A 12,557-nucleotide genomic window follows, 5' to 3' on the forward strand; every position below is an offset into this window, starting at 1 on the left:
CCCCCTGCGGCGTCGGGCGTCCCAGGCCCATCCGCGACGCCGAAGCCGCCCCGAATCACGGCCGCGTTGCGACCAGACGCACAACCAAAGGGGCAATTGCCGAAACGCCCGATCAAGCTAAAATTTGCCTCTTGCGGCATGACGGCCGAAGGCTTCATTCAAGCGGTCGTCATTCGATTTCGGCTATACGAATACCGAGCAGGACTGAAGGCCTTACGCGGGGTGAGTACCATGCCGTCCGGCAGCGCAGACATTTCCTCGATCCTCGACCGCATTCTCGATGCGGCAACGGACAATCTCCGGATCGCGAAAATCCTGGTCCAGATGGGCCTCGATCCGAACAACGTCACCTACGACGCGATCTTCAATCGGCTGCTGGAGATCTTTGTCCACAACATCACGCTGGCCAATATGTTCGCCGCGGTCGGCGCCGTCTTCTTCGTCGCCACCCTCTTGATGCGGACGATGGTGCCGCTGCGCGTCGCCAATATGATCGGCTGCGCGTTGTTCGCCGTTTTCGGCGCGCTCTCCGCCAATGTCTCGACGTTCCTCCTCTATCTGCTGTTGCTGCCGATCAACGCCCTGCGGCTGCGGCAGATGCTCAAGCTGGTCAAGAAGGCGCGCCATGCGGCCGAAGGCGACATGTCGATCGAATGGCTCAAGCCGTTCATGACCGAACGCAAATATCGCCGCGGTGACACGCTCTTCAAACTGGGCGATCCGGCCCAGGAGATGCTCCTCACCGTCACCGGCAAGTTCCTGGTCAAGGAGATCAACGTCGAGATCGGGCCCGGCGCGCTGATGGGCGAGCTCGGCTTCCTGACGCCGGACAACCGCCGCACCGGAACGATCGAATGCATCGAGGACGGACAGGTGCTGACCATCACCTATGACCGGCTGCTCGAGATCTACTTCCAGGATCCGCAGTTCGGCTATTACTTCCTGGTGCTGACCAGCCAGCGCCTCCTACAAAACATCGATCGCCTGCAGAAGCAGCTCGCCACGGAGCGGGCGGCCACCACGAACAGGATCGCGTGACCGCCCCGGCTCTGCGCCGCAACGCCAAAGGCGTTGCGGCCCGTCTAAGACACGATGGCTCCCCGCAATTTTGCGGATATGTCCCCGTCCGCAGCGCATTCGACCCGTCCAGATTGGCGCTGGGGCGGTCCCGCCGCAAAACCGCCCTAAAAACCGAATGGTAACCATGGCGCCTTAAGGTAATGACGTGACCAACTCCCCGACCATCCTGGTGTTCGATTCCGGCCTTGGCGGACTCACGGTGCTCCGTGAGGTCGTCGCCGCACGCCCGGACGCGCATTACGTCTATGTCGCCGACGACGCCTTCTTCCCCTACGGCCACCATGGCGAGGACGAGATCATCGCCCGCGTGGTGCCGTTGATGGGTGAATTGATCGGCACGCATGATCCCGACCTCGCCGTGATCGCCTGCAACACGGCATCCACCCTGGTCCTGTCTCACTTACGCGCCGCTTATTCCCTGCCCTTCGTCGGCACGGTGCCGGCGATCAAACCGGCCTGCGCGCAGTCGAAGACCCGCCGCGTCTCGGTGCTCGGCACCAAGGGCACGGTGAAGCGGGAATATACCAAAACATTGATCCGCGACTTCGCGCAGGGCTGCGAGGTGACGCTGGTTGGCTCGCCCGAGCTTGCCTCGCTGGCTGAAGCCGAGCTCAGCGGCGCTGCGATCAGCGACGAGGCCATCCTTGCCGAACTCGCTCCCTGCTTCGTCGGCGACGCCGCAGATGCGACATCGCGCACCGACACGGTGGTGCTCGCCTGCACGCATTATCCGCTGCTGCTCGACCGGCTGAAGCGGCTGGCGCCCTGGCCGGTCCAGTGGATCGACCCTGCGCCCGCGATCGCCCGCCGCGTCTCGGATCTGCTTGGCCCGCGCATCGGCGGCATCGTGCAGTCTGGCGGCGAGATGATCTTCACCTCGAACCGCGTGCATAGCCTCTCGGCGATGCTGACGCCCTTCTTCGGCGGCCGCGCCCTGGCCTGACTTTGCGCGGCAACGGCGCGCTGCTAGGCTTTGCCGTTGTCACCTTGCCGCAGGCCTTCCCATGTCGGTCCCCTCCACACCACTCAACCGTCTCCGCCAGCTCTGGCGCGAGGGACGCCCCGCCTTCGGCGCGATCGCGACGATCCCGAGCGTGCAGATGGTGCAGATCATGGCGCGCTCGCTCGACTGGATCATCGTCGATCTCGAACATGGCCCGATTGGATTGACCGAAGCACATGCGATGATCGCCGCGACCACGGGCACGCCATGCACGCCACTGGTTCGGATCGCCGCGAACGAGCCATGGCTTGCGAAAGCACCGATGGACATCGGTGCCTTCGGCATCAACTTCCCGATGATCACCAACCGAGACGATGCCGAGAAAGCAGTGCGCAGCGTGCGCTACCCGCCGCGCGGCGATCGGCTCTGGGGTCCCTTCCACGCGCCGTTCCGCTGGGGCCAGTCGATGCCGGACTACATGGCCAGCGCCGACGACGAGATGATCTGCATGATCACCATCGAGCATGTCGACGCCGTCAATCGCATCGACGAGATCATGGCAACGCCGGGCATCGACGTCGCGGTGATCGGTCCCGGCGATCTCGCCACCTCCATCAACAAGCGCGGTCAGATGGATGATCCGGAGCTGCTCGAGCTGGTCGCCCGCGCGGAGGCGGGCATCCTCAGAAGCGGCGTGCCGATCGGGGGCGTGGCGCGCACCGCCGACCAGGCCAACGCCCTGATCGACCGCGGCTACCGCGCGATCGCGCTCGGCTTCGACTGGTCGCTGTTCCAGCGCGGCATCATGGCAGCGTTCGAAGGGATCAGGCGCTGAACAAGCCGATCTCGGCCTTGCCGGAAACCGGGCACTGCTAGGGTCGACGGTTCCACAAGCATCTGAAGGCGGCGATTCCTACCGGGTCCCGGCAGGTGCCCGTGCACGACGCCAAAATATATGGCGGCAAGTCATTGAAACTACTAAGAATTTACGTTGTCGACAACTCCAAACCGCTGGCCTCGCCGGCGCCCCTCATGCGACGAACCGACCGAGCCCAAGCGGATTGGTTCGTGCTAGATCACGCGGGGAGCAGATGACCTGCTCGCTGCACATATTTTAATCTGCGGGAACCGGAGACCAATGCGCGGGACGCCCAAGACCATCTCGCTGCGGCGCCGCCTGATTTGCGACCTCATGCGCGCCTCGATGGGCGTGCCCTTCGTCTCGCTCTCCCGTTCGCTCGATATCCGCCCCCTGCTCGAATCCCGCGCCGGCGCGATGGCGCCTGCCGGCTGGGCGGCGATGTTCGTCAAGGCCTTCGCCCTGGTCGCCAAGGACGAGCCGATCCTGCGGACCGTCTACGCCAAATGGCCCTGGCCATCGCTCTACGAGCTGCCGAAGAGCGTGGCGCTGGTGGCAATCGCCCGGATCGAGGACGGCGAGGAATGCGTGATGCCGCAGCGGATTTCGGCCCCGGAAGCCCTGCCATTGGGCCAGATCGACGCCGAGATCCGACGCGCCAAGACGGCGCCGGTCGAGGACGTCCCGATGTTCCGCAAGATCATGCGGGCGACCCGCCTGCCCCTGCCGTTGCGGCGCCTGTCCTGGGCGGTGGGGCTGAATTTCGGCCGGCAGCGCGGCAACTGGTTCGGCAGCTTCGCGGTGAGCTCGGTGGCCGCCTATGGCGGCGGCGAGCTCCACCCCATCACGCCGGGCCCCTTCGTCATCAGCTATGGGGTGGTCGAGGCGGACCAGACCATCCATGTCGTGATCCGCTGGGACCACCGGGTGACGGATGCCGCCCCGATCGCCCGGGTCCTGACCCGGCTGGAACAGGTCCTGAACACTGAAATCGCTGCCGAATTGCGGGCGGCCGGGTCAAAGCCGATCCGCGCGATCAGGACCTGATTCCAGGGCATTCGCATTGACAGCGAGCCCCAAACTCCCCTAAAAGCCGCCTGCTCGCGGGCCGATTTCGGCCCGCGAAGCGTTTCGCGACCCGTGGTCCTGTCCCTTAAGCTTTGGGGATCGGACCTGTCGGTGCCGGGCCTAGCCCGTCACACAGGAGGGCGCGTTTCCTCAAACCATGCAACCGAAGAGGACGCGATGACTAAGCGTAGTGAGGCGAAGTACAAGATCGATCGCCGTATGGGCCAGAACATCTGGGGCCGCCCGAAGAGCCCCGTGAACCGCAGGGAATACGGCCCCGGCCAGCACGGCCAGCGCCGCAAGGGCAAGCTCTCCGATTTCGGCGTGCAGCTCCGCGCCAAGCAGAAGCTGAAGGGCTACTACGCCAACATCAGCGAGCGTCAGTTCCACGGCATCTACGTGGAAGCCAGCCGCCTCAAGGGTGACACCGGCGAGAACCTGATCGGCCTGCTCGAGCGCCGTCTCGACGCGGTCGTGTACCGCGCCAAGTTCGTCTCCACGATCTTCGCCGCGCGCCAGTTCATCAACCACGGCCACATCAAGGTGAACGGCCGCAAGGTCAACATCTCGAGCTACCAGCTCAAGGTCGGCGACGTGATCGAGGTCAAGGAAGCTTCCAAGCAGCTCGCTCACGTGCTCGAAGCCAGCCAGCTCCCCGAGCGCGATGTTCCCGACTATCTCGAAGTCGACCATGGCAAGATGACCGCAAAGTACGCGCGCATCCCCGGCCTCTCCGACGTGCCGTTCCCGGTGCAGATGGAGCCGCATCTAGTCGTCGAATTCTATTCGCGCTGATCGTTTCGGCAGATCGACGTTCAAAGGCCCCGGTTTCCGGGGCCTTTTTCGTTTCAGGCCGCCACTCCCCTGTCTCATCCCATCCGTGCTATGCTTACACGTAGCGGAGTTGACCATGACGCGTCTTCTGGAAGAGGCCTTTAGCAAGGTTTCCGGCCTGCCCGATTCAGAGCAGGATGAGTTGGCGCGAGCGCTGCTTGAACTCGCCGGAGTCGATCAGCCTCCGATCCAGCTGACGGCGGCGGAAGAGGCGGATCTCGCCGAGGCCGAAGCCGAAATCGCCCGCGGTGAGCTGGCTAGCGCCGATGAAGTTCGCGCGATGTGGGCCAAGCACGGGCTGTGAAGGTCCGCTACACGAAGCGGGCGCTTGCCTAGATCGACGTAGCCCTGACCTATATCGAAGCGCGCTCGTCCCAAGGAGCAGGCCACGTCCGCGACCGCATTGTCGCGCTTATCGCGCTGCTCCAGGACCATCCTTATGCAGGGCGGCAGACCACTCGTGCATACGTCCGCCGCTTGCCAGTCAACCCTTATCCTTATCTGATCGATTATCGTGTGACCGAGACAGAAATCGTTATTATGCGGTTTCGTCATGCCGCCCGGCGTCCACCTAGAATTCGCTGACCGCGAGTGAATGCCAATCCCTCAGGGAGCAAGTTGATGCTCTACACCCCTCCCCCCCTCGACCCCAAGGCGCCGCCGGTGCGCATCAATCTGCTCTCGGACACGCAGACGAAGCCGACGGCCGCGATGCGCGAGGCGATGGCGCGGGCGGAGGTCGGCGACGAGCAGGTCGGCGACGATCCGACCGTGAATGCGCTGTGCGAGCGCGTGGCCGATCTGCTCGGCAAGGAAGCCGCGGTGTACATGCCCTCTGGCACGATGTGCAACGTCACCGCGACGCTGGTGCATTGCCGTCCCGGCGACGAGATCCTCGCGCACGAGACCGCGCACATCATCGCCCGCGAAGGCGGCGCGCATGCGGCGATCGGCGGCTTCCAGGTCACGCAGCTGAAGGGCGCCGACGGCCAGTTCACGCCCGACACGTTGCGCAGGGCGCTGCATCCGCGCACGCGCTACCAGCCGCCGCAGACCGTCGTCAGCGTAGAGCAGACCGCCAATATTGGCGGCGGCACGATCTGGAAGAAGGCGGCACTGGACGAGATCGTCGCGATCGCCAAGCAGCACGGCCTCATCACCCACATGGACGGCGCGCGCCTGCTCAACGCCACCGTGGCAAGCGGAATCTCGCCGCGCGACATGACCGCCGGATGGGATTCGGCCTGGATCGACTTCTCCAAGGGCCTCGGGGCGCCGATCGGCGGCGTGCTTGCAGGCTCACGCGCCTTCATCGACGCGGTATGGCAATGGAAGCAGCGCCTCGGCGGCTCGATGCGGCAGGCCGGCATCTGCGCCGCGGCCTGCATCTACGCCCTCGACCATCACGTCGAGCGCCTTGCCGACGACCACGCCAATGCGCGCGCGCTCGCCCGCGGGCTGTTGCAGATCTCTGGCATCGAGGTGCAGGAGCCCGAGACCAATTTGGTGTTCTTCAAGCCCGACGGCGCCGGCGTTGCCGGCGACAAGATGGTCGCAGCGCTGCGCCAGCGCGGCGTGACGCTTGCGATGATGGACGGCCGCATCCGCGCCTGCACCCATCTCGACGTCAATGCGAGCCAGATCGAGGAGACGATCGGATACGTCAGGGAGATCGTGCGCGGGGCGTAAGTCAGGTAGCCCGAGCGGCGTAATGGTCGAGCTCACCGCCCCATCGCCTGATAGATCAGCGTCTTCAGCGCCAGCTGGATCCGGCCGCGCTGTGAGGGGGTCTGCACCATGAAGATCCCGAACAGATCGTCTTCGGGATCGATGAAGAAGAACGTGCCGCCGACGCCGTCCCAGCGATACTCGCCAAGCGGCCACGCCGTACCCGACGGCACCGCGGTGCGTACGGCAAAGCCGAGGCCGAAGCCGGAGCTGTCGCCCGGGTAATAGTTCTGGTCGCGCGCGATCTTCGTCTCAGCTCCGATGTGATCGGATGCCATCAGCGCGATAGTCTCGGGCTTGAGATAACGCCGTCCCTCGTAGATGCCGCCATTCAGCAGCATCTGCGCAAAACGGGCGTAGTCGCCGATCGTGCCGACCATGCCGCCGCCGCCCGATTCCCACTTCGACGGCCGCCTGATGTCGCGAACCGGCGTGGTCGGGTTGATGTTGCGATCCTCCGGCATCGGCTCGGCAACGCGCTGGAATTTGGCGGGATCGGCAACGAAGAACGCGGTCTCGGTCATGCCGAGCGGATCGAGCAGCCGCTCCTTCTCGAACTGGAGCAGCGTCTTGCCGGAAGCGACCTCGACGACGCGGCCGAGCACGTCGGTGGAAAAGCCGTAATCCCACGCGGTGCCCGGCTGCTCGACCAGCGGCAGCGTGGTGATCTTCGCGACGAAGTCGGCATTGCTGAGATTGCTTTGAAACAGATTGGCCTCGGCATAGAGCTCGCGCACCAAGCCGCCACCATGATAGCCATACGGCAGACCCGAGGTGTGGCGCAGCAGGTCCTTGATCGTGACGGGACGATTCTGCGCTTCCAGCGCCAGCACGACCTTGTCGTCCTCCGCCTTCGTCTCAACCCCGACCTTCATGCCTGCGAAGGCCGGAATGTATTTCGAAACCGGATCGTCGAGCGAAAGCTTGCCCTCCTCGACCAGCATCATCGCCATGACCGAGGTGATCGGCTTCGACATCGAATAGAGGCGGAAGATCGTGTCCGCGCTCATCGAGATCTCGGTCGCGACGTCACGGACGCCGAAATTCTCATAGTAGACCGGCTTGCCATGCTGCTGGAGCAGCAGGATGGCGCCGGGAATCTTGCCGGTGGCGATCTCGTTCCGGATGTAGTCGGAGATCTTTGCGAGGCCTTCAGGCGAGAATTTGTGCGCGGCGCGCTCGGAGCCCGCACGCGCACCGACCACTCCAAACAGAACAACGAGCGCCGCGATCACCGCGCGGCGCCCGCGCACATCACTTCTCCATGGCTTCATAGACCAACTGCTTCAATGTCCGTTGCACCCGCTGGCGCTCGGTAGGAGTCTGCTCCAGGAGGACGAAGAACATGTCCTGCTTGGGGTCGATCACGAAATAGCAGCCGGAGGCGCCATCCCACTTCAATTCGCCGAGATCGCCGGGTGGCGGCGGCTTGGCATTGCCGGGATCGGTGCGGACTGCAAGGCCGAGGCCGAAGCCAAAACCGTCACCGGGGAAGTAGAAATAGTCGCGGTCGACGCCCGATTTCGGGCCGACCTGATCGGTCACCATCAGCTTGAATGTCTCGGGCTTGAGGATGGTCTTGCCGTTGAGGCTGCCGCCGTTGAGCAGCATCTGCGCAAAGCGCTCATAGTCGGCCATGGTCGTCACCATGCCGCCGCTGGCGAATTGGATTTTCTTGACGGTGGTCGGATCGTTGATCCGGCCGACCCGGAAATCGCTGTCGTTCGGCACCGGCTGCGCCAGGAGCTTTTGCTTCTCGGGGGCCGTAACGAAGAAGCCGGTATCGACCATGCCGAGCGGGTCGAGCAGCTTTTCCCGCATGATGTCGATCAGCGGCTTGCCGGCCGCAATCTCCATCACACGCGCCAGCACGTCGGTGGAATGGCCATATTGCCAGAGCGCACCCGGCTGGTTGTGCAGCGGCAGTTTTGCGATCCGCTCGGCGAACTCGGCAAGGTCGAAATCGCCAGCATAGATATTGGCCTCGCGATAGGCTTTGCGCACCAGGCTGTCGCCATAGAACCCATAGGTGATGCCCGAGGTGTGGCGCATCAGGTCGAGCACGGTCATCGGCCGGTTGGGCGGCACCAGTTCGAGCGACTTGCTGCCGTCCTCCGCCTTCTTCTCGACGCCGACCTTCACATTGGCAAACGACGGGATGTATTTCGAGACGGGATCATCTAACTTGATCTTGCCATCCTCGATCAATCGCATCGCGACCACCGAGGTGATCGCCTTGGTCATCGAGAACAGGCGGAAGATCGTCTTGTCGGTGATCGGCGCCTTGCTGACCACGTCCTGCACGCCGAAGGCTTCGTGGTAAACCGGCTTGCCGTGCTGCTTGATCAGCACGGTGGCGCCGGCGATCTTGCCGGTGGCGACCTCGTTCTTGAAGAACTCGCTGACCTTCGCGAGCTTGTCCTGGTTGAAATGCGCGCCGGCCGGAATCTCGTAGGTGCCCTCCGCGTGCGCGGACGACATCGCACCAAGCGACACCAGCGTGCCGCAGACCAGCGCACGCAGTCCAGACTGTGAAATCATACCCCCTCCCCGGAACATGGTCCGGCGGAGTGTACTGACCGCGTCGTCACGCACAAGGGCTGCCGTACCGCGCCAACACGTCCATGTGAAGGGCCGCGCTTCGCTCCGAGAAACAACAGAATATGACACGGCTGACCGAGGGCGCGGCCGGCAGCGTGTCGATGGTCGTATGAACCGCAATCTTCGCGGCCTGGCCGGCCGGAAAACGATAAACGCCAGTGGAGATCGCGGAGAAGGCCAGCGAGGTCAGCCCATTGGCCTGACAGAGCTCGAGCGCGCGACGATAGCACGAGCGCAGCGCCTCCGCCTCGCCGCGGCTGCCGCCATGCCAGACGGGGCCGACGGCATGGATCACATGGCGCGCAGGCAGAAGATAACCCTTGGTGATCTTGGCATCGCCGGTCGGGCATCCTCCGAGCGTCCGGCACTCGGCGAGAAGCTCGGGACCGGCAGCGTCGTGGATCGCCCCATCGACGCCGCCCCCGCCAAGGAGAGACGAATTTGCGGCGTTGACGATGGCGTCAACGCCGAGCGTGGTAATGTCGGCAACGATGACCTCGAGCTCGGCGCCACTGACCCGGCGCGTCAGCTGGGTCATGCATCAAGCCGCAACGACGACGCCCTTCTCGGAGAAGAGCTGCTGCAATTCGCCGGCCTGGAACATCTCGCGGACGATGTCGCAGCCACCGACGAACTCGCCCTTCACATAGAGCTGCGGGATGGTCGGCCAGTTCGAATATTCCTTGATGCCGTTGCGCAGCTCGGCGGATTCCAGGACGTTGAGGCCCTTATAGCCGACGCCAATATGGTCGAGGATCTGGACGACCTGGCCGGAGAACCCGCACTGCGGAAATTGCGGCGTGCCCTTCATGAACAGAACCACGTCGTTCGACTTCACTTCGTTGGCGATGAATTCCTCGATGCTCATTTCCATGTCCTTCCGGGGCGGAGCCCCCACCAATTGTCTCGGGCCGGCTCAGCCGATCTAACCCGACATCTGCCCATATATGTAGCCCAAACCGTTGTGCATCCAAAGTAAAATGGCGGCGAAGGGCCCTCGTCCTGGACTTGGGCGGCCGGTCTGAGCCCCGCCGGTCCATAGGCTGATGACATCAATATCATCGCCGGAGAGGACTTTCATACCGTAACGGAGCCCCTATCTAGGACGAACCTTGGTTTTGGAACCGGGTAGCGCCAACAACGTTCTCTTGTCCTGTCTGGAGAAAAACGTGACGAAACAAGCCTCAGCTACGGCCGCCGCCCTGCTTTCGTCACCGTCCTCCGACCCGGGCAAGCTCGCCCAGCGGCTGGGAGACGCGTTTCTCACCGTCCGCAACGAGACCGAACGCAGGGCGGTGCCACTCTCACCCGAGGACCAGCAGATCCAGTCCATGCCGGATGCGAGCCCGATCAAATGGCACCGGGCGCATACCACCTGGTTCTGGGAGCAATTCCTGCTCGGCGAGCACTGTCCGGGCTACCAGCCCTTCCACCCCGATTTCGCATTCCTGTTCAATTCCTATTACGTCAGCGCCGGCCCACGTCATGCCCGGCATCGCCGCGGCGACATCACCCGTCCCAGCGCCGACCAGGTCGGCGCCTATCGCAGATATGTCGATGCGGCCGTCGTCAAATTCTTCCGCGAAGCCGGCGCGGCCAAGCTGCGCGAGATCGCGCCGCTGGTCGAGGTCGGGCTCAATCACGAGCAGCAGCATCAGGAATTGATGTTCACCGACATCCTGCACGCCTTCGCACAGAATCCGGTCTCCCCGGCCTATGATCCGGACTGGCGCTTCCCGGCTGCGACCCGTGCCGGCGAGGATTGGCTGTCACTGAACGAAGGCATCCACACCGTTGGCCATGTCGACGACAGCTTCCATTTCGACAACGAGAAGCCGGCGCATCGCGCCCTCGTTGGTCCGGTCAAGATCGCCCGCCATCTCGTCACCAATGGTGAATGGCTCGCCTTCATGCGCGACGGCGGCTACCGGACCGCAACGCTGTGGCTGATGGACGGCTTTGCCACGGTGAGCAACGAGGGCTGGGACGCTCCGGGCCACTGGCGCGAGGTCGATGGCGCGTGGCACGTGATGACGCTTGCCGGCCTCAAGCCGATCGATCCGAATGCGCCGGTCTGCCACGTCAGCTATTACGAGGCGGACGCGTTCGCCCGCTGGACTGGAAAACACCTGCCGACCGAGATGGAATGGGAGGTCGCCGCGCGCGCCGACCAGCTCAACGATGCCTTCGGCATCGTCTGGCAATGGACCCGCTCTTCGTACGCGCCATATCCCGGCTACCGCGCCGTCGAAGGCGCGCTCGGCGAATACAACGGCAAATTCATGGTCAACCAGCTGGTGCTGCGCGGCTCCTCGCTTGCAACCCCTGAAGGCCACAGCCGTATCACCTATCGCAACTTCTTCTATCCGCACCACCGCTGGCAGTTCACGGGGCTGCGGCTCGCCGACTACGACTAAACATTCCGACGACAAATGCGCGCCGGACAGCGCGTTCAGGAGAGTATCATGAATGTGCACGCCAGCGCTTTGGCCGAAGCCCATCTCCCCGACGAGCAGACGACTGCCTTCGCCCGGGAGGCGATCGAGGACCTCTCGCAGCAGCCGAAAAAGCTGTCGCCGAAATATTTCTACGATGCGACGGGGTCAGAGCTGTTCGAGGCGATCACGCGCCTGCCGGAATATTATCCGACGCGCACTGAGCTTGCGATCCTGAGGGAGCGCGGCAGCGACATCGCGAAGATCATCCCGGAGCATGCGGCGCTGGTCGAGTTCGGCGCCGGCGCGACCACCAAGGTTCGCCTGCTGCTGGGCCATTGCAAGTTCGCGGCCTATGTGCCCGTCGACATCTCCGGCGACTTCTTGAAGGCGCAGGCGAACGGCCTGAAGCGGGACTTCCCGACGCTCGGCATCTATCCGGTCGCCGCCGACTTCACCACGCCGTTCGAACTGCCCAGGGCGGTCGCATCCATGCCCAAGGTCGGATTCTTCCCGGGCTCGACCATCGGCAATTTCGAGCCGCAGGAAGCCCAGGCGTTTCTGAAGAGCGCGCGCAAGATCCTTGGCCGCGGCGCGCAGATGATCATCGGCGCCGATCTCGAGAAGGATGAGCGGGTACTGCACGACGCCTACAACGATGCCGCCGGCGTCACCGCGCGCTTCAATCTCAATGTGCTGGTGCGCATCAACCGCGAGCTCGGCGGCAATTTCGACCTCTCCGCCTTCACCCATCGTGCGATCTACAACCGCGAGCGGCACCGGATCGAGATGCACCTGATCAGCAGGAGGAGCCAGACTGTGCGTCTGCTCGGCACCAGCTTCTCGTTCCGCCCGGGCGAGAGCATCCACACCGAGAACAGCTACAAATACAGCATCGAGCGTTTCGCATCACTGGCACAGGGCGCGGGCTGGCGTGTGCGCGAAAGCTGGACCGACGCGGCCAAGATGTTCTCCGTGCATGCGCTGGAGGTGGCGGAGTAGGCCTCCG

At 63.9% G+C, this 12,557-nt stretch carries 14 protein-coding genes; 10 read left to right on the top strand and 4 right to left on the bottom strand.

The window, feature by feature from the left end:
- Positions 1-231: 231 nt before the first annotated feature.
- From CWO91_RS14065 to CWO91_RS14100, 8 genes are all read left to right on the top strand, one after another.
- Positions 232-1,038, top strand: coding sequence for a Crp/Fnr family transcriptional regulator (locus tag CWO91_RS14065; RefSeq protein WP_165405442.1), 807 nt, complete (start codon positions 232-234; stop codon positions 1,036-1,038).
- A 187-nt stretch (positions 1,039-1,225) separates the two neighbouring features.
- Entirely contained in the window at positions 1,226-2,023 is a 798-nt protein-coding gene (gene murI / locus CWO91_RS14070) for a glutamate racemase (RefSeq protein ID WP_130213999.1), read from the top strand.
- 61 nt (positions 2,024-2,084) lie between these two features.
- Positions 2,085-2,858, top strand: coding sequence for an HpcH/HpaI aldolase family protein (locus tag CWO91_RS14075; protein WP_091889011.1), 774 nt, complete (start codon positions 2,085-2,087; stop codon positions 2,856-2,858).
- A 303-nt stretch (positions 2,859-3,161) separates the two neighbouring features.
- Complete coding sequence (locus tag CWO91_RS14080; protein WP_091889013.1) at positions 3,162-3,929, top strand: acyltransferase; 768 nt, start codon at positions 3,162-3,164, stop codon at positions 3,927-3,929.
- 198 nt (positions 3,930-4,127) lie between these two features.
- Positions 4,128-4,745 (top strand): 30S ribosomal protein S4, encoded by a 618-nt coding sequence (gene rpsD / locus CWO91_RS14085; protein WP_018647416.1) that lies wholly within the window; start codon positions 4,128-4,130, stop codon positions 4,743-4,745.
- Positions 4,746-4,860: 115 nt separating this feature from the next.
- The gene (locus CWO91_RS14090) at positions 4,861-5,088 is read left to right on the top strand and encodes a hypothetical protein (protein ID WP_091889015.1); all 228 of its coding nucleotides are present in this window, start codon (positions 4,861-4,863) and stop codon (positions 5,086-5,088) included.
- A gap of 53 nt (positions 5,089-5,141) precedes the next feature.
- Positions 5,142-5,369 carry a type II toxin-antitoxin system RelE/ParE family toxin gene (locus tag CWO91_RS14095; protein WP_349525246.1) on the top strand — a complete coding sequence of 76 codons (228 nt, stop codon included), beginning with the start codon at positions 5,142-5,144 and terminating at the stop codon, positions 5,367-5,369.
- A gap of 36 nt (positions 5,370-5,405) precedes the next feature.
- The gene (locus tag CWO91_RS14100; RefSeq protein ID WP_091889017.1) at positions 5,406-6,473 is read left to right on the top strand and encodes a threonine aldolase family protein; all 1,068 of its coding nucleotides are present in this window, start codon (positions 5,406-5,408) and stop codon (positions 6,471-6,473) included.
- A 32-nt stretch (positions 6,474-6,505) separates the two neighbouring features.
- Here the strand turns inward: CWO91_RS14100 and CWO91_RS14105 are convergent, their stop codons facing one another.
- From CWO91_RS14105 to grxD, 4 genes are read right to left on the bottom strand one after another with little or no spacing between them, the layout of a single operon-like run.
- Entirely contained in the window at positions 6,506-7,765 is a 1,260-nt protein-coding gene (locus CWO91_RS14105; protein ID WP_176945660.1) for a serine hydrolase domain-containing protein, read from the bottom strand.
- A gap of 1 nt (position 7,766) precedes the next feature.
- Positions 7,767-9,053, bottom strand: coding sequence for a serine hydrolase domain-containing protein (locus CWO91_RS14110; RefSeq protein WP_165405443.1), 1,287 nt, complete (start codon positions 9,051-9,053; stop codon positions 7,767-7,769).
- Positions 9,054-9,099: 46 nt separating this feature from the next.
- Positions 9,100-9,651, bottom strand: a complete 552-nt coding sequence (locus CWO91_RS14115) for an O-acetyl-ADP-ribose deacetylase (RefSeq protein ID WP_091889023.1) — start codon at positions 9,649-9,651, stop codon at positions 9,100-9,102.
- A 3-nt stretch (positions 9,652-9,654) separates the two neighbouring features.
- A complete protein-coding gene (gene grxD / locus CWO91_RS14120; protein WP_061883061.1) occupies positions 9,655-9,981 on the bottom strand; it encodes a Grx4 family monothiol glutaredoxin in 327 nt (108 codons plus the stop codon).
- A 250-nt stretch (positions 9,982-10,231) separates the two neighbouring features.
- Between grxD and egtB the strand changes: the two genes are divergently transcribed.
- Together egtB and egtD are read left to right on the top strand one after the other, a co-directional pair.
- Entirely contained in the window at positions 10,232-11,530 is a 1,299-nt protein-coding gene (gene egtB / locus CWO91_RS14125) for an ergothioneine biosynthesis protein EgtB (protein WP_165405447.1), read from the top strand.
- A 48-nt stretch (positions 11,531-11,578) separates the two neighbouring features.
- Positions 11,579-12,550, top strand: coding sequence for an L-histidine N(alpha)-methyltransferase (gene egtD / locus CWO91_RS14130; protein WP_165405444.1), 972 nt, complete (start codon positions 11,579-11,581; stop codon positions 12,548-12,550).
- Positions 12,551-12,557 lie beyond the last annotated feature (7 nt).

It is taken from the genome of Bradyrhizobium genosp. SA-3, from assembly GCF_004212635.1.
In the GTDB taxonomy this organism is placed as follows: domain Bacteria; phylum Pseudomonadota; class Alphaproteobacteria; order Rhizobiales; family Xanthobacteraceae; genus Bradyrhizobium.